The sequence below is a fragment of the Vagococcus allomyrinae genome, from assembly GCF_017829975.1.
Taxonomy (GTDB): domain Bacteria; phylum Bacillota; class Bacilli; order Lactobacillales; family Vagococcaceae; genus Vagococcus_D; species Vagococcus_D allomyrinae.
This window is the reverse complement of record NZ_JAEEGA010000007.1, coordinates 25,242-47,335: the sequence shown is the minus strand read 5'-3', so window position 1 is coordinate 47,335 and position 22,094 is coordinate 25,242. Positions and strand designations below refer to the sequence as shown.

28 protein-coding genes and 1 pseudogene are annotated in these 22,094 nt (G+C 37.6%); 16 read left to right on the top strand and 13 right to left on the bottom strand.

The features are described 5' to 3' along the window. Positions 1-16 precede the first annotated feature (16 nt). The 15 genes and pseudogenes from cutC (at position 17) to I6N95_RS11580 (ending at position 12,054) form a co-directional block, all read left to right on the top strand. Positions 17-2,587 carry a choline trimethylamine-lyase gene (cutC, locus tag I6N95_RS11650; protein WP_209527936.1) on the top strand — a complete coding sequence of 857 codons (2,571 nt, stop codon included), beginning with the start codon at positions 17-19 and terminating at the stop codon, positions 2,585-2,587. Between the two features lie 43 nt (positions 2,588-2,630). Next, complete coding sequence (gene cutD / locus I6N95_RS11645; protein ID WP_209528490.1) at positions 2,631-3,566, top strand: choline TMA-lyase-activating enzyme; 936 nt, start codon at positions 2,631-2,633, stop codon at positions 3,564-3,566. Positions 3,567-3,578: 12 nt separating this feature from the next. Beyond that, positions 3,579-3,908 carry a BMC domain-containing protein gene (locus I6N95_RS11640; protein WP_209527932.1) on the top strand — a complete coding sequence of 110 codons (330 nt, stop codon included), beginning with the start codon at positions 3,579-3,581 and terminating at the stop codon, positions 3,906-3,908. Next, positions 3,905-4,339 carry a EutP/PduV family microcompartment system protein gene (locus tag I6N95_RS11635; RefSeq protein WP_209527929.1) on the top strand — a complete coding sequence of 145 codons (435 nt, stop codon included), beginning with the start codon at positions 3,905-3,907 and terminating at the stop codon, positions 4,337-4,339. The genes I6N95_RS11640 and I6N95_RS11635 overlap by 4 nt, the downstream gene beginning before the upstream one ends. Positions 4,340-4,374: 35 nt before the next feature. Further along, entirely contained in the window at positions 4,375-4,971 is a 597-nt protein-coding gene (locus tag I6N95_RS11630; RefSeq protein ID WP_209527926.1) for a hypothetical protein, read from the top strand. After that, positions 4,968-5,813 (top strand): ethanolamine utilization protein EutJ, encoded by an 846-nt coding sequence (gene eutJ, locus I6N95_RS11625; RefSeq protein ID WP_209527922.1) that lies wholly within the window; start codon positions 4,968-4,970, stop codon positions 5,811-5,813. Before I6N95_RS11630 ends, eutJ begins: the two co-directional genes overlap by 4 nt. A gap of 15 nt (positions 5,814-5,828) precedes the next feature. Continuing rightward, positions 5,829-6,140 carry a BMC domain-containing protein gene (locus I6N95_RS11620; protein ID WP_209527919.1) on the top strand — a complete coding sequence of 104 codons (312 nt, stop codon included), beginning with the start codon at positions 5,829-5,831 and terminating at the stop codon, positions 6,138-6,140. A gap of 1 nt (position 6,141) precedes the next feature. Beyond that, positions 6,142-6,402 carry a EutN/CcmL family microcompartment protein gene (locus I6N95_RS11615; protein WP_209527917.1) on the top strand — a complete coding sequence of 87 codons (261 nt, stop codon included), beginning with the start codon at positions 6,142-6,144 and terminating at the stop codon, positions 6,400-6,402. Positions 6,403-6,422: 20 nt separating this feature from the next. Then, entirely contained in the window at positions 6,423-7,016 is a 594-nt protein-coding gene (locus I6N95_RS11610; protein WP_209527914.1) for a cupin domain-containing protein, read from the top strand. 30 nt (positions 7,017-7,046) lie between these two features. Continuing rightward, positions 7,047-7,307, top strand: a pseudogene (locus I6N95_RS27905) (BMC domain-containing protein); the annotation flags it as partial. A gap of 262 nt (positions 7,308-7,569) precedes the next feature. Continuing rightward, positions 7,570-9,024, top strand: a complete 1,455-nt coding sequence (locus I6N95_RS11600) for an acetaldehyde dehydrogenase (acetylating) (protein WP_209527908.1) — start codon at positions 7,570-7,572, stop codon at positions 9,022-9,024. Further along, entirely contained in the window at positions 9,024-9,659 is a 636-nt protein-coding gene (locus tag I6N95_RS11595; RefSeq protein ID WP_209527905.1) for a phosphate propanoyltransferase, read from the top strand. The genes I6N95_RS11600 and I6N95_RS11595 overlap by 1 nt, the downstream gene beginning before the upstream one ends. Positions 9,660-9,682: 23 nt before the next feature. Then, the gene (gene eutM / locus I6N95_RS11590) at positions 9,683-9,961 is read left to right on the top strand and encodes an ethanolamine utilization microcompartment protein EutM (RefSeq protein WP_209527902.1); all 279 of its coding nucleotides are present in this window, start codon (positions 9,683-9,685) and stop codon (positions 9,959-9,961) included. 171 nt (positions 9,962-10,132) lie between these two features. Then, complete coding sequence (locus I6N95_RS11585) at positions 10,133-11,317, top strand: histidine kinase (RefSeq protein WP_209527899.1); 1,185 nt, start codon at positions 10,133-10,135, stop codon at positions 11,315-11,317. An 11-nt stretch (positions 11,318-11,328) separates the two neighbouring features. Continuing rightward, entirely contained in the window at positions 11,329-12,054 is a 726-nt protein-coding gene (locus I6N95_RS11580) for a response regulator transcription factor (protein WP_209527896.1), read from the top strand. A 101-nt stretch (positions 12,055-12,155) separates the two neighbouring features. Here the strand turns inward: I6N95_RS11580 and I6N95_RS11575 are convergent, their stop codons facing one another. From I6N95_RS11575 to I6N95_RS27055, 13 genes are all read right to left on the bottom strand, one after another. After that, complete coding sequence (locus I6N95_RS11575) at positions 12,156-12,440, bottom strand: hypothetical protein (protein ID WP_209527893.1); 285 nt, start codon at positions 12,438-12,440, stop codon at positions 12,156-12,158. A 3-nt stretch (positions 12,441-12,443) separates the two neighbouring features. Next, positions 12,444-13,451: a DMT family transporter gene (locus I6N95_RS11570; protein ID WP_209527890.1), complete on the bottom strand. Its 1,008-nt coding sequence runs from the start codon at positions 13,449-13,451 to the stop codon at positions 12,444-12,446. Between the two features lie 970 nt (positions 13,452-14,421). After that, a complete protein-coding gene (locus tag I6N95_RS11565) occupies positions 14,422-15,795 on the bottom strand; it encodes a replication initiation factor domain-containing protein (protein ID WP_209527885.1) in 1,374 nt (457 codons plus the stop codon). Positions 15,796-15,813: 18 nt separating this feature from the next. Beyond that, positions 15,814-16,086 (bottom strand): hypothetical protein, encoded by a 273-nt coding sequence (locus I6N95_RS11560; RefSeq protein ID WP_209527882.1) that lies wholly within the window; start codon positions 16,084-16,086, stop codon positions 15,814-15,816. 153 nt (positions 16,087-16,239) lie between these two features. Further along, a complete protein-coding gene (locus I6N95_RS11555) occupies positions 16,240-16,443 on the bottom strand; it encodes a hypothetical protein (RefSeq protein ID WP_209527878.1) in 204 nt (67 codons plus the stop codon). Continuing rightward, a complete protein-coding gene (locus I6N95_RS11550; RefSeq protein ID WP_209527875.1) occupies positions 16,440-16,631 on the bottom strand; it encodes a hypothetical protein in 192 nt (63 codons plus the stop codon). The genes I6N95_RS11555 and I6N95_RS11550 overlap by 4 nt, the downstream gene beginning before the upstream one ends. Before the next feature lie 352 nt (positions 16,632-16,983). Beyond that, positions 16,984-17,691: an ATPase gene (locus tag I6N95_RS11545; protein ID WP_209527872.1), complete on the bottom strand. Its 708-nt coding sequence runs from the start codon at positions 17,689-17,691 to the stop codon at positions 16,984-16,986. A 111-nt stretch (positions 17,692-17,802) separates the two neighbouring features. Then, the gene (locus tag I6N95_RS11540) at positions 17,803-18,054 is read right to left on the bottom strand and encodes a hypothetical protein (protein ID WP_209527869.1); all 252 of its coding nucleotides are present in this window, start codon (positions 18,052-18,054) and stop codon (positions 17,803-17,805) included. Beyond that, complete coding sequence (locus tag I6N95_RS11535; protein WP_209527866.1) at positions 18,044-19,411, bottom strand: hypothetical protein; 1,368 nt, start codon at positions 19,409-19,411, stop codon at positions 18,044-18,046. Before I6N95_RS11535 ends, I6N95_RS11540 begins: the two co-directional genes overlap by 11 nt. Positions 19,412-19,461: 50 nt before the next feature. Beyond that, on the bottom strand, positions 19,462-19,713 hold the full coding sequence (locus I6N95_RS11530) for a hypothetical protein (RefSeq protein WP_209527863.1): 252 nt from the start codon (positions 19,711-19,713) through the stop codon (positions 19,462-19,464). An 84-nt stretch (positions 19,714-19,797) separates the two neighbouring features. Continuing rightward, positions 19,798-19,947, bottom strand: a complete 150-nt coding sequence (locus I6N95_RS11525; RefSeq protein WP_209527860.1) for a hypothetical protein — start codon at positions 19,945-19,947, stop codon at positions 19,798-19,800. Positions 19,948-19,987: 40 nt separating this feature from the next. Continuing rightward, entirely contained in the window at positions 19,988-20,437 is a 450-nt protein-coding gene (locus I6N95_RS11520; protein ID WP_209527857.1) for a hypothetical protein, read from the bottom strand. A 9-nt stretch (positions 20,438-20,446) separates the two neighbouring features. Next, positions 20,447-21,013: a hypothetical protein gene (locus I6N95_RS27055; protein WP_245249447.1), complete on the bottom strand. Its 567-nt coding sequence runs from the start codon at positions 21,011-21,013 to the stop codon at positions 20,447-20,449. A 148-nt stretch (positions 21,014-21,161) separates the two neighbouring features. On the opposite strand from I6N95_RS27055, the gene I6N95_RS11510 reads away from it, so the two are divergent. Then, a complete protein-coding gene (locus I6N95_RS11510; RefSeq protein WP_209527854.1) occupies positions 21,162-21,506 on the top strand; it encodes a helix-turn-helix domain-containing protein in 345 nt (114 codons plus the stop codon). The last annotated feature ends 588 nt before the right edge of the window (positions 21,507-22,094 follow it).

The following is a 22,094-nucleotide window of genomic DNA, read 5'->3' as shown; positions in this document are numbered from 1 at the left end:
AATGAGAGGGTTACAAATGAATGTAAATGAAATTTCTGAAAAATTCGCTGATGCAACTAAAAATATGACATCAGACGAAAAGACAGCAATGTTAAAACTGTTCCAAGGTATTTCTCAAGAATTAGGCAAACCAGATGGTGTCGTCAATACCTCATGTGCCACAAATCATTCGGTTGCCAATCCTGATATTCCAAAGGATGGAAGCTATCCTGAAGGTATGACGGAGCGCTTAAAACGCTTGAAAGATCATTATTTAACGGCAGTGCCGTCGATTACCATTCAGCGAGCTTTGGCCTTTACTGAGGTAACGAAAGCAAATCCAGGTTTACCGCAAATTATGCTAAGAGCAAAAGCATTTAGAAAAGCTTGTGAAACAGCACCATTGCTAATCCAGGATGATGAATTAATTGTTGGTCATCCAAATGGGGCACCACGGGCTGGTTCTTTTTCACCAGATATTGCTTGGCGCTGGACTCGCGATGAGTTGGATACGATTCACAATCGCCCACAAGATCCATTTTATATTTCTGATGAAGATAAACGCGTGATGAAAGAAGAACTGTTTCCGTTTTGGGAAGGCCGTTCTTTGGATGAAATTTGTGAACAACAATATCGGGAAGCAGGACTTTGGGAATTTTCTGGCGAGGCCTTTGTCAGTGATTTATCTTATCATCAAATTAATGGTGGTGGTGATTCTAATCCGGGCTATGATGTGATTTTAATGAAAAAAGGAATGAAAGATATCAAACGGGAAGCCTTAGCTCATTTGGAACACTTGTCAATGGAAAAGCCAGAAGACATTGATCGTATTTATTACTATAAATCTGTTTTAGACACGACTGAAGGGGTTATGATTTACGCAAAACGATTGTCGGATCATGCCTTTGAATTAGCTGAAAAAGAAAACAATCCTCGTCGAAAAGAGGAACTACGAAAGATTGGCGAAGTCAACGCCCATGTACCAGCCAATGCTCCAAGAAACTTTCAAGAAGCATTGCAATCAGTTTGGACAGTTGAATCGCTGTTTATGCTTGAAGAAAATCAAACTGGGTTATCTGTTGGTCGTATGGACCAATATATCTATCCGTTTTACGAAGCAGATAAAAAAGCCGGCCGTTTAACTGATTATGACGCGTTTGAAATGGCAGGTTGTTTCCTTATTAAGTGTTCTGAGATGATGTGGGTTTCCAGTGAGGGGGGATCAAAGCATTTCGCTGGCTACCAACCATTTGTCAATATGTGTGTAGGCGGGCTTAAACGAGAAGGTGGTGATGCCACCAATGATTTGACTTACTTGTTGATGGATGCCGTTCGCCATGTTGGCGTTTATCAACCGTCATTAGCATGTCGTGTTCACAACCAGTCGCCACAAAAGTATTTGGAACGAATTGTTGATGTTGTAAGAGCGGGTCTGGGATTCCCGGCAATCCATTTTGATGATTCTCATATTAAAATGATGTTAGCTAAAGGCTTTAATATGGAAGATGCTCGTGATTATTGTTTAATGGGATGTGTAGAGCCTCAAAAATCAGGTCGTTTGTATCAATGGACGTCAACTGGCTACACCCAATTCCCTGTTGCCATCGAATTTGTCTTAAACAGAGGTGAGATGTTATGGTGTAAGCTAAATCCAGGGCTAGATTTAGGTGGCATTGATCAATACAACACCTATGAAGAATTTGATGAAGCTGTAAAAAAACAAATTGAATATATCACTCGTTTGTCAGCTGTTGGTACTGTTATTAGTCAACGGGTTCACCGCGATATTGCACCTAAACCTCTGATGTCATTGATGATGGAAGGATGTATGGAAAATGGGCGTGATGTTGCCGCTGGCGGGTGTGTTAACAACTGGGGGCCAGGTTTAATTTGGTCAGGTTTAGGTACCTATGCAGATTCAATGGCTGCAATTAAAAAGCTAGTTTTCGATGATAAAAAATACTCATTGGATCAGATTCGTGATGCTACTCGAGCTGACTTTGTTGGATATGAGCAAATTCGTCGCGATTGTTTAGATGCGCCTAAATACGGTAATGATGATGATTATGCGGATTTAATTGCAGCGGATATCATCAACTGGACAGAACGAACTCACAGTAAGTTTAAGACTCTTTATTCAATCTTTAGTCATGGTACACTATCGATTTCAAACAATACACCATTTGGTGAAATGTTAGGTGCTAGTGCTAATGGACGCCGGGCATGGACACCACTTTCTGATGGTATTAGTCCAACGCAAGGCGCGGATAAAAAAGGGCCAACTGCGATTATTAAATCAGTTTCTAAGATGGATGTAGCTGCGATGAACATCGGGATGGTGCACAATTTCAAGTTGTTGAAAGGTATTTTAGAAACGCCAGAAGGTCGCCAAGGATTGATTACGCTGTTGCGGACTTCTTCAATTTTAGGAAATGGTCAGATGCAGTTTAGTTATGTCGATAATGAAGTCTTATTAAAGGCTCAAGAAGATCCGGATAATTACCGCGATTTAATTATTCGAGTAGCAGGATATAGTGCTTACTTTACAGAGTTATGTAAGGAAGTCCAAGATGAAATTATTAGTCGGACAGTCTTAGAGCATTTTTAATCGGAAATATGACGAACAAGGGTGAGTATAATTGGAAAATATCATGCAAATTGAGCGGAAAGCGCGCATCTTTAATATACAAAAATATTCTATCTACGATGGTCCAGGTATTCGCACCTTGTTCTTTTTTAAAGGTTGTCCATTAAGATGTAAATGGTGTTCGAATCCTGAAAGTTTAGAGCGAAAATATCAAGTCATGTATCAGTGTAAAATGTGCATAGATTGTGGTGAATGTGTCAAGGTTTGCCCATTAATGATTCATAAAATGGATGAACAAGAAGGCGTTCACTATGTGGATCGTAGTATTAATTGTAGTGGTTGTCGTTTATGTGAAGAAGTTTGCCCGAAAAAAGCTCTCTCAATTGCTGGTGAAGATCGCTTAATATCAGACTTATTGGCGATTGCCAAAGAGGATCTGCCTTTTTACCAAACTTCTGGTGGTGGTGTTACATTAGGGGGCGGAGAAGTCGCAACCCAACCGGACTTTGCCGCAAATTTATTGATGGAATGTCAAACAGTTGGCATTCACACAGCGATTGAAACATGTGGTCATGCACCATTAAAATCATTGCTAAAAATTGCTGAGTTTTGTGACTTGTTTTTATATGATATGAAACATATTGATCCTGATAAACATTTAGAATATACAGGTGTTAGAAATGAGCGGATTTTGGAAAATTTGATGGAATTAATTGAGCGGCGGTATCAAGTTAAAGTAAGAATGCCGCTGATGAAAGGGCTAAATAGTGATTCTGAGACAATTCGTCGAACGATAAATTTTTTAATGCCATTTAAGGACCGTAGCAACTTTCAGGGAATCGATTTGCTGCCTTATCATAAATTAGGGGTTAATAAATACGATCAATTAGATAAAATTTACACGGTCAAGGAAGACTTGAGTTTATCCGAAGAAGACTTAGATGTTATTGAGGAACAAATTGCAACCTATGATTTTCCAGTAAAAGTTATTCGACATTAAGGAGGGGCAGTAATGGAGCGAGTTATTCAAGAATCAGTACCTGGAAAGCAGGTGACTCTTGCTCATATTTTAGCGTCGCCGATGTCAGATATTTGCGAAAGATTAGGCGTAGCTGAACTTGGTGCAGTTGGAATCATGACATTTACGCCTTCAGAAACGGCAATTATCGGTGCGGATGTGGCGACAAAAGCAGGGGCAGTTGAAATTGGCTTTTTAGATCGTTTTACTGGTTCCTTGGTGATTACAGGTGATATCGCTAGTGTGGAGGCTTCTCTGATAGCAGTTAATGAGACACTTCAACATTTACTAGGTTTTAGTGTTGTGAAGGTCACTCGAACATGAGAAAGCAGATTATGATTATCGGTGCTCAAGGCAGCGGCAAGTCATCAGTTGCCAATTGGCTAAATGAGACAGAAAAACCTTTAAAGAAGCGTCAAGATGCCATCTACGGTCAGTATACATTGGACATACCGGCTGGTTATCTAGAAAATCCATCGATGTATCGTTACATTTTCTCTTTATCTCAAACTGCTGGCCTAATTTTATTGTTGGCAAATGGCAAAGATACAATTAGTGTTTTTCCACCGAACTTTGCTAAAAGTTTTCCTTGTCCTGTTGTTGGGATGGTTCGAGGAACTAACGAGGAAGAAAAGATGTTTGCCGAGGAAGTGTTACAAGCAGCGGGGGTGACGCCGCCTTATTTTCTCTTTGATTTAACGAATCGGGAATTAGCTGATATAAGGCGGAGATGGGTGGCACAACTTGACGACTAATGTCATCAGTAAAAACTAGCGGAGGAGGTCAGCGAATGTTATTCATTACGGAGGAGGTTTTAAAAGGACAGTATCGTCAACGTCCTTTTGAGACATTTCAATTGCAGCTTGAGACGCGCTTAACACCAGAGGCTCGGCAGTTTCTTATTGATCGTCAGGTAACAATAATCCAAGAGAAGAAGAGGGGGGCCACTCAGTCAGTGTCGAATGTTAACAAGGAAATTCTCGCTTCCTGCAAAAAAATGTCTTCCTTTTTTTTATTAGGTTTTAGCTTATTACTCGACAATCATCTTACCTTGGCTGAGGAAGTAATGGGTTGGCATGAGCATTTAATCAGCGTACAAAAGGCATATGAAAGGGGACAGCCAATTCCCAAAAGTGATTTGGTTAGCAGTACTGAGCTTGGGAGTGCTTGTGAGATCAGACCTTTTCATGTTCAACTGCCTCAAGGAAGAGCTTTAGCGATTTTAAATTGTTTTAATGCTTCTTTAGCAGAATTAGTAACTCAGATTACGTATCAATTAGAGATCACCGAAAATGTGGACTGTCAACAATTACAGACAGAGCTTTGTAAAATTCAAAGTGCCATCGGTGCAACCATTATCAGACTGCTTAGGAGTGAGACTGAATGACGATTAATATAAAAGAACCGATTATATTCTCCAATCAACTTATTGCGGCATTTGAAGAAGTAATTGTAACGCCGAAAAGATCTAAAACTGAGAGTTATTATACAGGTGTCGATTTAGGTACATCCTGCATTGTGTTAGCGGTTCTTGATGAAAATCAGCAACCTGTTGCTGGTGCTTATCGCTATGCCAATGTTGTCAAAGATGGCATGATTGTTGACTATCTTGGCGCCATTCAAATTGTTAAAGAACTAAAAATGGAGCTTGAACAAAAGCTTGCGACTGAGTTGCATTATTGTGCAGCAGCTTTACCTCCAGGAACGGAAACACTAGATTCAGGTGTTATTCGCCACGTGGTAGAAGCAGCTGGTTTTGAGATTACGGCACTGCTAGATGAGCCGACTGCAGCTAATGGCGTTTTAAACATTCGGAATGGGGCAATCGTCGATATTGGTGGTGGAACGACGGGGATTACGATTTTGGAAGAAGGACAAGTAATTGGTGTAACGGATGAAGCTACAGGTGGGACTCATTTTTCGCTTGTGGTTTCAGGTGCCTATGGTTTGTCTTTTGAAAAAGCGGACGAATTTAAACGAAATGCTCTAAATCATCAGGAGTTACTGCCAATATTAACACCTGTTATTGAAAAAGTTGCCAGTATTGTTAATCAGGCAATTAGCTCTTTCAATGTCAGTCGGATTTATTTAGTAGGTGGTACTTGCTGTCTGACGGGAATAGAAAGCATTATTGAAAAAGAAACGCAGATTCCGACATTTAAACCGGACAATCCGATGTTTGTAACACCGATTGGCATTGCTTTAAGTTGTACAGAAATTGTTTTATAGAAAGAGGGTAAGGACATGGACTATCGTATAATTCAATCTCCTTCTGAGGGCGCTTTGGACATTATTACCAGACGAATGGGTATGAGTCAGTCTGCATCTCAGCAATTTAGAGATTATGATGCGATTGGCTTAATTCAAGGTAAATTGATCGATATGGTTTATGTAGCCGATTTAGCAGAGAAGGCAGCTGGAATTGTGGCGGTTGATATTCGCGGTAGTTGTCCCCAGAATATGATATTGTTGGCTCTGTTTGGTGATACGGCTTCGGTAGAAACGGCATTATCAGATATTAAAATTAACATGAAAAAAAGTAGAGGCAGTGATTAGGATGTTAGCAGCGAGATTAGTTGGCAATATATGGGCAACGCGAAAGATCAACTCACTCAATGGTCTGAAGTTTATGTTAGCGGAAGTTATCAATAATCAAGAAGAGAAACAGCGATTAATTGTTGCAGACACGATTGGCGCAGGGATTGGCGACCGCGTGATTATTTGCACGGGCTCTTCTGCCAAACTTATTTTTGAAGAAAGAGCGATGCCTGTGGATGCAGCTGTTATTGGCATTATTGATGAGGACTGCCACTTTTAAAAGAGAGTAGGTGAGGAAAGATGAAGCAACTTATCTGTGTCGCAGATATTCAACAATTAATCGATGACCAGAAAAATACCTGTCATATTCCAATGGAAACCATTATTACAGCAGCTGCAATGGATTTAGCTGTGGAGTCGGGAATTCGTTTTATCAAACAAGAAAAAAACAAGTTGGCTTCTGGAGACATCAGCATGATAATGGCTCGGCTTTGTTCAGATCAAGAGCTGTTACAGCAAATGATCAATGTATTAAGCCGACAAGAGCCCTTTAAAAGTCAAGAAGATTCATCAGGTTTTCAGTTAATCGATGGTGATTCGATTTGTTTCGAACCAAGTGATTCTAAACAGGGAATAGCTAAACAAACTCTTTTTGCCAATTTTAATCAATTGAAAGTTGAAATAGTGGATTTAAATAAAGGAGTTGTTGACAGCTCCTTCTCAGAGGAAGCCATCTATTTTGTCTTGGAAGGTGAACTAGTAACAACCATTAATCAAAAGCAATTTGAAAGTAAAAAAGGTGATATTCATTATTTTCCTCCTCAATTGGAGCGAAAAATAGTAATTAAAGAGGCAACTCAATTATTGGTAATCAAGAAAATTTCTATAGATTAATTGAGACACTTATAGCAAAGGAGGGATTAGATGAATGCAATTGGGTTAATTGAAACAAAGGGGTTAATTCCAGCAATTGAAGCAGCCGATACAATGTTAAAAACAGCACAAGTCGAGTTGCTAGAACGATCTTTTGTAGGTGGTGGTTTGGTGGCAATCACAGTTACAGGTGATGTCGGAGCTGTTAAGGCGGCTGTTGATGCAGGTGTGACTGCTGTTTTACAGTTTGGCCCGAACCATTTGAAAACCCATCATGTGATTCCACGACCACATAGTGAAGTAGAGTCTCTTTTTCTAAGGGTGAAGGCGATTGATTTGCCAGTAGAGAAGAGCAACTTACCAGACATATTGTCAGAAGAAGTACTTAGTCATCTATCAGTTAAACGACTGCGAGAGCTAGCGACACAATATGACAATCTCGGTTTGTCAGAACAAGCACTAGCTATGGCAAATAAGGCGACCTTACTCAAACGATTTAATGAGAAATTAGCCGAGCGTGAGTAGTTAAGCTGTTGTCGTCTCATTTGCCAGTAGATAAGAAGGAGGAAATCAGTTGGAAGTCTTTGATAATGACTTGCAGTCTATTCAAGAAGCCCGGAGTTTAGCTCGGGCGGGTAAGAAAGCCCAAGAACAACTCGCTCACTTTGATGAGCACCAAATTGATCGAATTATTAGAAACATGGTTAAAGTAGCAGAAGAGCATGCTGTCGAATTGGCAGAAATGGCTGTTTCAGAGACAGGATTTGGTAAGGTTTCAGATAAAACATTTAAGAATCGTCATGCTTCAACTGAGCTTTATCGTTTTATTAAAGAGATGAAAACAGTCGGAATTATTAAAAACGATTCACAATCCAAAGTAATCGAAATTGCCGAACCGATGGGCTTGCTAATGGGGATTGTGCCGTCTACTAATCCGACGTCAACGGTTATATATAAAGCGATTATTGCCATCAAAGCCCGTAACGGAATTGTTATTTCCCCTCATCCCTCAGCGTTAAAAGCAACGATGAGGGCCACACGGTTAATGAACGATGCAGCTGTTGAGGCTGGTGCCCCAGACCATATTGTGACATGTATTTCTAAACCGTCAATGGCTGCCACCAATGAATTAATGCACCGACAAGAAATTGCCTTGATTATTGCAACAGGTGGTGCTGCGATGGTTAAGTCAGCGTATAGTGTTGGCAAGCCGGCGTTGGGGGTTGGACCAGGTAATGTTCCAGCCTATATCGAACGAAGTGCAGATATTCCAAAAGCTGTAGCGAATATTATCGCCAGTAAAACTTTTGACTATGGCACGATTTGTGCTTCTGAACAGACGGTAATTGTTGAAAAAATCATTGAAGCGGAAGTCGTTCGTGAGTTTGAACAACAAGGGTGTTACTTTATGACTGCTGAAGAAACAGCAAAAGTAGCCTCAGTTTTATTTGTAAAAGGACATGCGATGAATGCGAAGCTCGTTGGGCGTTCACCAGAAGTAATCGCTGAGGTAGCAGGTATTAAAATACCTCAAGGAACGAAGGTGTTATTAGGAAGACAGCAATCTGTTGGAGCAAGTGACCCTCTATCTTATGAAAAATTAACAACAGTTCTAGGATTTTACACAGTTGAAGATTGGGAAGAAGCATGTGAATTGACTATTTCGTTACTTAATAATGGTGGTATTGGTCACAGTTTTTCCATTCATACTGAAAATCCTGACATTGTCATGAAATTCTCTGAGAAACCTGTTTTCCGAATCTTGGTTAATACAGGATCAACACATGGTGGTGTTGGTGTCAGTACAGGACTTTCTCCGGCCTTTACTTTAGGCTGTGGAACTTGGGGAGGTAGTGCCACCTCTGATAATGTGACGCCTCTACATTTGATAAATATCAAACGTGTGGCATACGGAATTAAAGAGTGTCCGCAATTGCCAGATTTACCTTCGCACTCATCTGAGTCACATGGATTAGTGGATTTAGTATCGGAGTTAGTGAGATTACTACAGAAAAGTGGTGGCGATTAATGACAAAATCGACAGAGTTTGCCAAGCTTTTTGTTGATATCTTAGCGGCAGACTTAGATGGGCAGTCAGATGAAGGGATTCCATTGGGGATTTCTAATCGGCATATTCATTTGTCTGAGCTAGATATTGTTCAGCTATTCGGCCAAGGATATCAGTTGACTCCTTTAAAGGAATTGTCTCAACCAGGACAATATGCCTGTAAAGAGACAGTCTTAATTGCTGGAGCAAAAGGAGCCATTGAAAAAGTACGTGTTTTAGGCCCTGCAAGAGTAGAGACACAAGTGGAAATTTTAGCAGGTGACTGCTTCAAACTAGGTGTGAAAGCACCAGTTAGGCAATCTGGCGAAATAGATCAAACACCTGGACTGACCATTATTGGTAGTAAAGGAACGATTATTTTAAAACGAGGAACCATCATTGCTCAGCGTCATATTCATATGACAAGATCTGATGCGAAACACTATGGTCTGGCAGATCAACAAGAGGTTAGCTTGCGATTAGTTGGAGGGCGTGGCGGTGTACTAGAGAACGTTGTGGTACGAGTCAGCGACTCATTTAGATTGGAGTGTCATCTTGACACTGAAGAAGCGAATGCTATGGGATTATCTTCAAAATCCAGAGTATATATTAACTAACACACTATTAGGAGGAAACAAACATGAAATCAGAAGCATTAGGACTTATCGAAACAAAAGGATTAGTAGGATCAATAGAAGCGGCGGATGCCATGGTTAAAGCAGCAAATGTTGTTTTAATTGGTAAAGAATTAGTCGGCGGTGGTTTAGTAACGGTTATGGTCCGAGGGGATGTTGGAGCAGTAAAAGCAGCAACCGATGCTGGAGCTGCAGCAGCACAACGGATTGGTGAGTTAGTTTCAGTTCACGTGATTCCACGACCTCATGGTGATGTGGAAACCATCTTGCCAACAAAGGCTTAATTTAATGGCACAATGATTGTGATAGACTTAAGAGGGAAAGCCTCTTAAGTCTATCATTTTGAGTTTGTAATTGTCTTAATTATATAGTATGTTTAAATAGGTAAACGCTTTATACATCAACCTTTAGCCCGACAGTTAAAAGTTGTAAAACTATTTAAGGTGGTGTCTTCAGTGGACAGTGTAGCGAACCCTTTACATCAACTAGTGGACAATAAGTTGTACAGTCGGTATAGTAGTTTGATTCCCATTTCTAGTGTCTCGCTAATATTAGTCGATAATCTAGGGGAAATATTAATGGAATTTAATCCAGTACCGGATTTTTGTAAAATCGTTTGTCAAGAGCGTAGTAACCAAGTTTGTGATTATTGCTTAAAATGCCTACATGAACAAGTCGATAATCGTTATGTCTGCGACTATGGCTTAGAAAATATTTATATGCCGATTATTGTTGAGGAGCAGATTTTGGGATATGTTATTGGTATTCAAGCTTTTTCAACAGAAACAGAGTATAAGAAATTTTTACTTGATCTGCCTCAAATTGAACAGGAGACAGGGGTTGCAGTCGAAAAAATTGCCAAGGCTTTGGCAGCTCTTAAAACAGTCGACCAAAAAGAAATTCGAATCTATGAGCAAATTTGTGGGCATGTGGCTAACAATATCGCATTGGATATTAAAGAAAAAATAATCGATGGTCACCATGACCTGGAACGAATGTCGATTGAAAAAGAGATACTTGAAAAAAAGATTGTCGAACTAGAAACGAAAAATGATTCCCTTGTCATTAATCCTCACTTTCTCTTTAATACTCTGAATTCGATTGCCAGAACGGCGTATTTTGAAGAGTCTCATACGACAGAAGAGTTGATTTATTGCCTATCAGATATTTTACGTTATACATTGAAGCAAGAAAGTCAAGTTCATACAATTGAATCAGAAATTGACTACATAAAAAAATACCTCTATATTCAAAAAGTGCGGTTCAAGGATCGGTTGAATTATAAGATTGATATTCCGGATCATCTTCGGTCCCACTATATTTTAAACATGACACTCCAACCGATCGTTGAAAATGCATTAATTCACGGAATAACTCCAAAACGTGATGGTGGCACGATTCGTTTGTGGGCAGAAGAATCAGGTAATCACATTATTATTTCAGTAGCGGATGATGGCAATGGTTTTCCTAGAAGCGTTTTAGAGGAGATAAAGGCTAATCGCGATGATAAAATGAGTTTAGGATTTCGTAGTACAGACCGTCGACTAAAGAAATATTTTGGTTCAGACTTTGGTCTGTTTATCACGAAGTCGGATTATAGTGGTAGTACGATTGCGATAAAAATCCCGAAAAATAGTTGAGGTGAGACAAAATGAGTGGCATATTAATCGTTGAAGATGAGGATATTGAGCGTGAGTTTTTAGCGACAATAGTAGAAAAGGAAGTTGGAACAGCATTTGACGTTTGGACATGCATTACTGGTAATCAAGCGATCGAATTAGCGAAAGAGAAGCAACCTAACATTATTTTTATGGATATTTTAATCCCTGAAAAAGACGGCTTAAGTGCTTTAAAAATCATTAAAACATTTTTACCAGATGTAAAAGTTGTGGTTTTGTCGGCTTTTTCTGATTTTTCTTATGCTCAAAAAGCGATTGAGTTGAACGTCAACAAATACTTATTGAAACCCGCGAATCCGAGAGAAATTGTGGCTGTATTAGTGGAACTCATTGCGTTAACATCTTCAGAAATGCCTAAAGAAGAGCCAGAGCAAGCGAACTATCAAAGTTTCATTAAAGAGGCGATACAGTTTATTGAAGACAAATATCGCACACAGTTAACATTAGAAATTGTTGCTGCCCATGTTTTTATGACGCCTCAATATTTTAGTCGTGTCTTTAAAAAGGAAGTAGGTGTTTCATATACCGACTATGTCAATCACCTTAGAATCAAACTTGCTTGTAAGCTTCTAAAAGAAACCAATTATCCTTCTTATCGGATTTCAAGCGAATGTGGATTCAATGATCCTTCGTATTTTAATCGTGTGTTTTGTAATCAAATGGGAATTACTCCGATTAAGTACCGAAAACAATTGTGAGCCTAATATGTAGCGTCTGGGAGTAGCGCCCAGACGCTTTTTTTGGAATATAGAGAAAGTATTCTAATTATTTTTCGAGTCACGATATAAATGACTTTGTCTTAAGTTAAACGCCATTTCTTTGGTAAGTATTTGTTAATGGTATCTAAGCCATCTTGATTGATTTGATAGACGATTTGCAAGTTACCTTCTTGATTTAAGTCATAGGATGCTTCGTCAATTAAGCCGTTTTCTTTAAGCGAAAGAAGATGGTCTAGAAAATTGGCCTCGTTAAATTGACGCTCTGTTCCATATTCAGGTTTGAGACCAGCCATGACTTGTTCAATGTCGGCTTTTTTTTGGGTAGCAAGAAAATGCAATACCCGTGATCTAATTGGTAGTAACATTGACTAAGCCTCCTTTTTCTTAATAAAGTCTAAGGGGTTAACGGAAACGATGATCGCTCCAGCTGTGATAATAACGGCCCCGATAATCATCATTGGGCTTAAAGTAGTGTGCAAGAAAATTGCTGAGAAAATAACACCCCATAAAACATAAGTGCTATTTAAAGACATTCCCGTTGCCACACCAACTTTACTGTTGGCAATATACCATGCTAAAAATGACACGGCGGCGAATAAGGCACCAATCGCAATGACAATCATGATTTTTGGTGAAGAAAGAACAGCTGTAAACAACCCAAGAGCTTTGAAGATTGGTAAGACAACAGTAATAAATAAAATACCAGAAACACCTTGACGAATAGTGATGGCAATATTGGAATCAATCATTGACATACCAAAAGCTGAAAAGACGCCTTCCAATCCCCAGCCAACTGCTGCAATTAATGCGCAGATAATTCCTAAAGTGAAATTAGTCCCTACATTTCCACCACCGTCGAGGGAGATTAAGATAGCTCCAACAATACAAATGGCCATACCAATCCCCACTCGTTTAGAGATTTGCTGTTTTAAAAACATCCTGGCAAAAATTGCACCGAACATTGGAAATAAGGCTGAAATTGGGATGGCAGCAGCACCCGCTGAAGCAATTCCGATTAAATAAGCACCATTGGCAATAGGTCCTCCAAAAACAGCGCCTAAGATAACCATTAGACCTGGAATGGTACAGAGACTTCTGCCGATTTCTTTAAAGCGTCCTTTAATGGTATTGAAAATCACTAACCAAATCGCAGCGATGGAATCATTGATCGCTGATGCCACAAAAGGAACTGCAAAGACACTGGCAATGCCAACCATCGGTTCTAATCCCATTGCATAAGCAGAGACGGTACTGTAGAGCCCAAAAGTAATGGCTGATATAAAACCAGCAGCAATACCTTGTTTTACGAATGATGATGACATTTTTTTCTTTTTATCTAGAGCTAGTCCGCTCCCGACATTTAGTTTTTCTTCCATACATTTACACCTCTAATTAATTATTTGACAGATTGATTGCACGCTCAGAAAGCGGATACAACTAATCTGCTTCGAGATAATTGCTACTCCTTTATTATAAGTGAAATATGCGGGATAAAATTATACAATTGAAAGATTTTATTGGACTTATAAGCGTATTTTTATTTCTGCTTAGGATTATTTTTACTTTTATGGATTATCTATCATAGAAAACAAGTCAATAAACAAGGTTTAAATCGTCCAATTAGGAGAATGTGTCACTTATTATACTATTAGGTCGTTACATTATAGCATAAGAGGATAATGAACGTTCAACTGGGGAAACTACCTGAAGAGCAGTGGAGGGACTTAACAAGTGAGGAACTTATCAGCATCAATAAAGCAATCTATCGAGCATAGGTGTTCAAATGTTTTTGCCGATTGTTGGAAAAGTTTGTTTAACGGGGGATCTAAGTTAACAATATAAGTATTATGTAAACTACCATTTCGGCTTTACGCTTGTGTAATTTACGGTGTGGATGAAGAAAAAATATTTAAACATATTTTAGTGCAAACAATTAGAAACATATAGTAGTTTCCAACTAGAATGAAATCGACTAAAACCCATTCAGAAAGGAAAAACTATATGTTTCATAATGATTATATCCGAATTCCTCAAGAGTGTAAAGAAAAAAATTACTGTAGATAATTTTGAGTTATCCAGATCATTTGAAACATGCTGAATTGATTATTTTTTAGTTTTGAGGAGTAACGGATTATATAGAATTCAGCGACAGATTACTCGAGGGGAGAAGAGAAGCGTTTGCTGATTTGGGTATCTTGAAAATATTTATTTCTAGTTTACATAATATATATTATACAAAGTAGTTTTTAATGAAAGAGAGAGAGCCCAGTCATAGCAAGTGTTTGAGAATGATTGAGATTTGAAAAAAAATGACTGAAAAATTATGATTGGGCTAATCTTGCTACTTTAAAATAAAAGTTCGCCAGTTTCTTTATCGTATTGTTGAAAAGTTCCGTTGAGTTTCGTATGATTATCAATTGGCATATTTGGCAGTTCGCCATAACGACTTATTAATGTTTCTAAATGTTTTTGTGTTGCCAGCTGTTCATCAAATTGTTTCTGGAGCATACGTTTTTGTTCGTCGAGATCTCTTAACTGATTTGAGACTAACATTTCAGATTCAATCTCGACCATATCTATGTAATCAATTGGCGAAATGTTCATAGAATCGTCACCAAACACTTGATTTCCTTTAGTTAGTACCTGATTTAAGCTATCTAACATTTCACCTTTAACCATTAATTGTTGGTTCAAATCAGATTTAAAGCCCTTAGCAAGCTCTTTTTGTTGGTCTGTCATTTTAGCTTTTCCAGTCTTTAGTAAGTATTCTAAGAACAAATTATCATCGTTAAACGCTTCGTATAGTGTCGCAACTGAACCAGATACTTGAGAATCAATCCAATTTTTCGTCCGTAAAATGGTTTTATCGGCCACGTCTTGAGTTAAATAAACTTTTTCAACCTTTCCAATAAAACGTTTCCACCAACGAGCCGTTTCCCAACGTGATTTAATTTTATCATTGCCTTTAATTTTGAAATCCAGATAACGGTTTAACACGCCTTTAATAAATTCCCCCAGCTCATCAGGTCGTCTAACAATGGTCTCAATTGCTTTATTAGCACGCTCATGTCTAAGTTGTATCTCAGTCCGTTGCCAAAATGTGATATCTTCCTTGAGAGCATACCCTTTATTAATCCGCTCTTTATACTTGTCATAAAAACGAATCATAACGTCTGATTTTCCAAAATAAATCGTTTGACCGTTAGTCGAACCGTCTTCTAACAAATGTTCTTCAAAATTACGTGCTGTCCTAAAAATACTAGCAACACAGCCGGTTTTTATCTTATTTTCAATCTGTTTCAACGTGAAATACCCTTTAAAATCGTCTAACGCAAGGTCTAAGCGTGTGATTTGTGTATCATAACCAAGCACATACTCAAAAAAATCTGACCATGACCATTGATTTTCCTCAAACGTTGATTCAAATTGACGGCACCCTTGCCCACTCATATTTAATGACATACCCATAGTATCAGCATGGGGTTCATAGTAAATTTCAATATGATCCCATCTAGCACTTTTACGATAACCATTTAACCCTTTTTCTGACTCAACAAATTGACCTGTTTTAAGTTGCATAATTCCGCACAGTTCTTGCCATTTTTGTGCAGAGAAAAAAGTGCACGTAAACCAGTCAACGCAAGCACTTAGAGTTTTTGGTGATGATGTCATAACCCCCCTGTTAGAGGAGGGGGTTATTTTTGGATTTTCGTTTGTCATTTTGTCACTCCTCAAAAATTAAATAACAACAAAGTCAACATTTTCTTTGAAAATGGCGACCACTTTAAACAAAGGTGTAGTACTCCTCCCCCGCACAAAAATTTCTAAACGCAGGCGCACCCTATCCCCTTTTTTTAGATGGGGGACATTAACATAACGATTAATAACAAAGCATAACTTTTGTTTTGAGTGTGGTAGTTTAATCGTTAGTAGTTGGTGTTTCCGGTCAATTCGTTTTGATTCATAGCGTTCAAACTTCTCGACAATGACAAAGTCAAAATCAAAGAACAAAAATATCACCCCCTTAAAAGATAAGTTCAAAAGAAGTAAACAAGGTGGTTGGGCATGGTGTATTTAGCAAGTTTTTGACGTCACCTTATTATTACCAGTAACTTTTAATCTCCCTTGGATTGCGCCCCACGGTTGGGACGGTCAGGGCAAGCCCTAACAACCCTTATGTTTTTCAATCGACTCTCTATATTCTTTATCTACTTCAAGCCTAATTGCCTTCATGATTTCGTTTGCCAAATCCTCTTTTTCTTTTGCGATTCTATCTTGAAATACTAAATTAATTAGCGGTTTAAACAACACAATCAACGCCCAAATTAAAATAGGGACTAATATAAATACCAACAGTGCATCTATCATTTTTCGACACCGCCTTTATAGATTTCTTGTTTATACCGCTCATTTAGCAAGCTAGTGAATAAATCTGTTTTACTGTACTTATTCCAATGCCGATGTTCATTGAGTTTATCTAGCAAATACAACATCCGTTCATTTTGTAGAGGTGTCAACGTGATTGAAATTCTAAAATTATTGTCTTTAATAGCCATGAGAAAACCTCTTTCCTATTTTTTTGCCCCTGGAGCAGTTACACACTTTCACACGTGCAAAAGTTACTCACCTTACTACAGTAAAAAATATAGCCAGGCTAAAAGTTACACACCTTTACTGCAGTAGCAGTTACACACTTTAACCAGGCTAATTAATAATTATTTGACAAATTGTCCTAAAATAAAAAACATGACAATGATAAACAAAACACTAATAATTAATTCTTTATCAATTCCCAATTTGCGCCATATCTCCATGTTTAATCCTCCTTATCCATGAACTTAAAGTAAATGATCGCAAGAATAGCTACCACAATGTAAATAAACCAACAGGCTTTCACATAATCTGTCATTAAACTTCAACCCCAATCGCAATTACTTGTTTTTTATCCTCCTGTTTCACTTTTTCGTTTAGAGTTTGAATGACTAAATAAGAATCGTAGCAACCACGTAAAAAATCAGTTTGAATGAAATTATCACGCTTTTTACAAGATAACCGTTCTTTTCGTTTATCAGGATTGTCAAAGTATAGTTCGTACTCGTCAGCGTCATAATAGCGGTTAAACGTCCATCTACCAGCTAATGTTTTACACTCGACAACTTCATAAGTCTGTTCTCTAATCGCCTTAGAAACGCGTGTAAAGACTTGAGACGTGGCTAAAATTTTCACGCCTTGTTTTCTCTGTTGGGTAATAAATCTTAGAATCTCAATTGGTGTCTTTGAAAAGCTGTCCACATCATTTTGAATCTCGTCCCAAAGGACTAGCACACCGATAGAATCACGTAATTGAGCTAATTCGACCACTTTTAAAATGTCTTTAAACGAATTAAGGCTAAAGTCTTCAAACTCATATCCGAAGTTACTAGCAATGAATAGCCCCGTATATTCGTCTCTTAACTCATTAGCTCGTTTAACTAGGCTCATTGTTTTACCCCCACCCTGTCGACCAGCGTATAATGTCATTCCATACTCAGTAAATGGTTTACGTCCTTCTTTTTTTAAAGTAAAGGCATACTTGGCATCCACATATTTATATTTGATAAACTCAGCAAGTTTCATTGAAAACTCCTACTTTCTTAATTTATTAATGGTTTGAACCGGTTCATTTGAGGTAACTATCTTAGGTCGGCCCTGCTTCACAAGTGAAGCTACGCCGAGCCTAAAAATAAGTTATCCTAAAAATGGAATCTTTTTCCAAAGGAAATTAAATATTTTTAACCCAAATTGTGAGTTTTGGAAAAGGAACCAAATGACAAGAGCTTGAACCAACGTCTCAACAGGGAATACCCAATTAATCGCCCCTAAGATCTGTCTAAAATAAGTCGTATCAGGCAAACTAATATCAAAATTAATCGTGGGGATTAAGTTCAAAAATAGACCAACGAGCCCTACAATTAACTTGAATAACAACTCAACTATCATTAATTAAATCCCCTTTCCCAGTTACTTTACGATAGCAACCGATAACGCACAGAATCCAGATAATGATTTGCATTAAGACTCTAAATTTTGACGCATAGGGGTCTAATGATCGCTTAGCTTGGTTCATATCTGCTTTGGTGCCCATATACTCAAAACTCATTGAATCGAAGGCATTCGTTTCTATCGGAGTGAATAACGCCTTAATATCACCACTTAGTTTAAAGACAACCTCAAACTTTTTATTGAATTTCTCTGACAAATCCTCAAAACCCTTGTCGATAAAATCCGTATTATCAGGAACAATTAATTTCAATAGTTCTTTCATGATATCCCCAATTAGATCCGCCAGTACCTTGATAATCTCAGCAGTTGCCTTCACAATTTCTTTTCCTAAATCAAAAATGCCATCCGTTAAACTGTCCAATACGTCCCAAATATTTTTACCAGCTTCGTTAACGGTATCCCCAATATTTATTTTAAAATCAATCTCTTTGAGTGCCTTTTTAAGCATTTTCTCAAGCTCGTCTAAGGTAAAACCACCCGTAGACGGTTTAATCGCTTTAACAGCCGATAAAATCTGTCTCACTTGATAATTAAGCCCCACGCTTGAACCTTCAGACCCTAAATTTGTATATATATGCCCCAAATAAGTCGCTGAATCTTTGACATACGTCATTATTTGTCTCACTTGATAATTTAACCCTGTGCTAGAAGTATCTGTACCAAGATTTGTATAAACAGCACTTAAAACAGTACTCACACTTTTCAATTGATTAACTGCTTGTCTCATATGATAATTAATTCCTGAACTTGAGGATTCATTTCCCAAACTTGAATACATCAACTGCATATAATTAAGTGAACTCTTAACATTACTCACCAGTTGTCTAATATGGTAATTTATCCCCGTACTACTTATCTCACTACCAAGGCTATTATTTATCGCTGTAATATAACTATTCGTACTTTTTAAAACAGTTAATGACTGTCTTAACTGATAATTCAACCCACTAGAACCACTATCAGTGCCAATATAATCACCTACACGAGTAACAGCAGTAGTAGCATTTTTTATATTAGTGTTAACCTCAGTCAATCGTTCTGTTAATTTCCAATTAGTTATCGTATCAATAACCGTAATCATACGAAGTTCAAACACACTTTTATATGTCAAAAAATTTTCATGAAGCAATTTCACATGATTAGTAATTGATGCCATTGCTTTTAAATCAGCTTTGACAAACCGCAAGTCTTCCCTAATATCTGTCAACCGCAAATTAATTTCTGATAATAACCCTTTTTGACTAGTAAAAATGGCCGTCATATTGGCAAATTCGTCTCTCAGGTTATCCCACATTTTAGTAAATTGACTCGTAATACCATCTAACAGCCAATCTAAAAGATCTCCTATCCATCCGTTTTCGTCTTCCGCCCTAGTTTCTGCAGAACTCTGAAATCTGGTTTCACTCCCTTGATGCCATAAAACGCCATTGTCGCCCCAAACCGAATCACTGCCAGACTTACTCCCATAATCAGCACTGCCAACGCCAACTGAATCAGACCGCCCGACAGCAATTGAATGAGTGGGAGCAAGATATAAGCTAAAAAAACTAGCCCAACGATCGTCACCCATTTACCAATTTTTTTCAAATTAATCATTTTCCGTCACCTTTCTATTAGTTAATCAATAAAAAAAGCTAGGCAATTAAGCCTAGCAAGTCAGGCATGAGCCTTAACATCAAATTACCCTTTAAACATTCCACGAATAAACGCAAAACCTTTTTTAGCGCCACCCACAACAACAAAGTAAGCAACACCCACACCGATACCGATTGGGACGAACGCTTTAGCTGCATCTACAATTGGTTCAAACATTTCAGCTGTCCAAGTCATGAAAAACCCCTCCTTCGATTATTTTTAATTTATATTCAACTTACATCCAATGAAAAAACCAATCTAATGCTTTATACATAAAAATTGCCGGAAAGATAAACCATAAAAAAAACATGATGGAAATATCTGCATAAAAACTAGAATTTTCAATACTCTCACTAACATTAGTGTTCATTTCAATGGTCTGTAAGCGTGAATCAAGCGTTACAAATTGATCCATATAATTAACGGGTTCCAATTTGTCGATAGACTTCATCAGATTAGCTCTAAACTCAACTAATTCCTGTTTTTCCAATTCCGAAGTCTCGTTAAACAATGTTTCTTTCTCTTCTTGTGCTACCTTCTCTTTAGCAAGTATTTCAGCTTGCTTAGAATCGACAACATCCTGTTTATCACGTTCAATACTTTCACGCTCTAGCTCACTTTCATACGTTTCTAAAAGCTTTTTGGTAACTTCCAAAAGTTCTTTATCTGTCAATGTTTCAGGCATAACTTACACCTACTTTTTATTAACAGCTAAAGCAGTCATATTTGTTGAATAGCCTTGACGAGTGGCTTTCAGGACTAACGTACATTCTTCGCCTTTGACACAATTCACTTTCAAATCATTATCAGCGAAATATTCAAGACGTTGATAGTCCAATGGGTCAATAATATGGACTATTCTGTAAGGATTCCCCTTAGCACTAGTTTTGTCTTCTACTGAATCGAAAATTAATTTACCTGTGTTCTGAAACATGAAAATCTCTCCTTTCGTTTGATAATCTAATATATAAAACAATCCTTTTGGCACATAGATAGGACTGGTTTTATCAAGTAGTAAAGATTCTGTATCAATGTCTGAGTCTTCTAAATAATAAGCATCGTCGCTGTTCTCAACAGCAGGCACCACATAAGCGCCAATCATTTGACAACCATCAACGTGGACATTAACAGTTGATTCTCGTAGTTCTATGGCTAGCCCATAATCAAAGTAACCTTCGATCGTATTTGAGTGGAACGTTCCGAACTTTGTGCGATAACAATAAATGACTTGATAACTCTCTTCTTTGATAATTTTTGACATTGAAACCCCTCCTTAACCATACTATATATCGTATTTACAAACATATTGTATACGATATATAAACCATTGTCAACTATAAATCGTATGAAATGCATTTGATATATCGCGCATTTGTATATATTATATAGTTTAGAGAGTAGGTGAAGTAATGGTTGATAACCAAAAACAACACAACGTTCTTGTTTCAAAAAGAATCCAAGAACTGGTTAATCAAGAAAAAATAACTCCCAATCGTTTAGCAACATTAGCAGACTTGACCCCAAGCACTCTTAACTCAATCTATACAGGTAAGAGTAAAAACCCGACGATAAAAACAATTACAAATATATGTGACGCTCTAGATATTTCAGTAAGAGAATTTTTCGACTTCCCTCCTTACAATTTGAGACCTAGTCAAACAGAGGAGAGCCCAGAAGAACTTATGAGATACTTAAAGCAACTTTCAAGAGAAATCCAACAAATAGAAAAAAAAATACAAAAAAAGACTAGCTAATTTAGCTGGTCTTTTCTTAATTTGATCAGGCGGTGTTTTCTTAACTTTCGATATGAAAGCTTTGTGTAGTCTTCTTTTCTTAATAGTTTTAAACAGGTATTATAATAAAGGATAACTTCATTTATTTGTTCGATATCAAAATTATCATATCTTTTAAACTGTCGATCAATTTTTAACTCTGTTTTAAATGTGTTGATTCCTTTACTTAAAATAAATAAGATTTCTGAATTATCTACATCCATAAAATTATAACCGTTTATTCTGCTTATCAATTTCATCTAAAAGATGTTTTAAACAGCTTTCACATACCGGGTAATAAACAAAATCAACAGCTGGTCTCATGTCACAATCCTCACACATATTTTTCACTCTCCTTTTTATAAATTCATTGTATCAAAAAGAAAACACAACAAGAATCCGTTTATCGAACGATAACGGTTATAAAATCAATTGTTTACAGACTATATATTATACAAAGTAGTTTTTAATGAAAGAGAGAGAGCCCAGTCATAGCAAGTGTTTGAGAATGATTGAGATTTGAAAAAAAATGACTGAAAAATTATGATTGGGCTAATCTTGCTACTTTAA

Coding starts and splice junctions, on each gene's coding strand:
- cutC (WP_209527936.1), top strand. CDS start 17: ATGAATGTAAATGAAATTTCTGAAAAATTCGCTGATGCAACTAAAAAT.
- cutD (WP_209528490.1), top strand. CDS start 2,631: ATGCAAATTGAGCGGAAAGCGCGCATCTTTAATATACAAAAATATTCT.
- I6N95_RS11640 (WP_209527932.1), top strand. CDS start 3,579: ATGGAGCGAGTTATTCAAGAATCAGTACCTGGAAAGCAGGTGACTCTT.
- I6N95_RS11635 (WP_209527929.1), top strand. CDS start 3,905: ATGAGAAAGCAGATTATGATTATCGGTGCTCAAGGCAGCGGCAAGTCA.
- I6N95_RS11630 (WP_209527926.1), top strand. CDS start 4,375: ATGTTATTCATTACGGAGGAGGTTTTAAAAGGACAGTATCGTCAACGT.
- eutJ (WP_209527922.1), top strand. CDS start 4,968: ATGACGATTAATATAAAAGAACCGATTATATTCTCCAATCAACTTATT.
- I6N95_RS11620 (WP_209527919.1), top strand. CDS start 5,829: ATGGACTATCGTATAATTCAATCTCCTTCTGAGGGCGCTTTGGACATT.
- I6N95_RS11615 (WP_209527917.1), top strand. CDS start 6,142: ATGTTAGCAGCGAGATTAGTTGGCAATATATGGGCAACGCGAAAGATC.
- I6N95_RS11610 (WP_209527914.1), top strand. CDS start 6,423: ATGAAGCAACTTATCTGTGTCGCAGATATTCAACAATTAATCGATGAC.
- I6N95_RS11595 (WP_209527905.1), top strand. CDS start 9,024: ATGACAAAATCGACAGAGTTTGCCAAGCTTTTTGTTGATATCTTAGCG.
- eutM (WP_209527902.1), top strand. CDS start 9,683: ATGAAATCAGAAGCATTAGGACTTATCGAAACAAAAGGATTAGTAGGA.
- I6N95_RS11580 (WP_209527896.1), top strand. CDS start 11,329: ATGAGTGGCATATTAATCGTTGAAGATGAGGATATTGAGCGTGAGTTT.
- I6N95_RS11575 (WP_209527893.1), bottom strand. CDS start 12,440: ATGTTACTACCAATTAGATCACGGGTATTGCATTTTCTTGCTACCCAA.
- I6N95_RS11570 (WP_209527890.1), bottom strand. CDS start 13,451: ATGGAAGAAAAACTAAATGTCGGGAGCGGACTAGCTCTAGATAAAAAG.
- I6N95_RS11565 (WP_209527885.1), bottom strand. CDS start 15,795: ATGACAAACGAAAATCCAAAAATAACCCCCTCCTCTAACAGGGGGGTT.
- I6N95_RS11555 (WP_209527878.1), bottom strand. CDS start 16,443: ATGATAGATGCACTGTTGGTATTTATATTAGTCCCTATTTTAATTTGG.
- I6N95_RS11550 (WP_209527875.1), bottom strand. CDS start 16,631: ATGGCTATTAAAGACAATAATTTTAGAATTTCAATCACGTTGACACCT.
- I6N95_RS11545 (WP_209527872.1), bottom strand. CDS start 17,691: ATGAAACTTGCTGAGTTTATCAAATATAAATATGTGGATGCCAAGTAT.
- I6N95_RS11540 (WP_209527869.1), bottom strand. CDS start 18,054: ATGATAGTTGAGTTGTTATTCAAGTTAATTGTAGGGCTCGTTGGTCTA.
- I6N95_RS11535 (WP_209527866.1), bottom strand. CDS start 19,411: ATGTGGGATAACCTGAGAGACGAATTTGCCAATATGACGGCCATTTTT.
- I6N95_RS11530 (WP_209527863.1), bottom strand. CDS start 19,713: ATGATTAATTTGAAAAAAATTGGTAAATGGGTGACGATCGTTGGGCTA.
- I6N95_RS11525 (WP_209527860.1), bottom strand. CDS start 19,947: ATGACTTGGACAGCTGAAATGTTTGAACCAATTGTAGATGCAGCTAAA.
- I6N95_RS11520 (WP_209527857.1), bottom strand. CDS start 20,437: ATGCCTGAAACATTGACAGATAAAGAACTTTTGGAAGTTACCAAAAAG.
- I6N95_RS27055 (WP_245249447.1), bottom strand. CDS start 21,013: ATGTCAAAAATTATCAAAGAAGAGAGTTATCAAGTCATTTATTGTTAT.
- I6N95_RS11510 (WP_209527854.1), top strand. CDS start 21,162: ATGGTTGATAACCAAAAACAACACAACGTTCTTGTTTCAAAAAGAATC.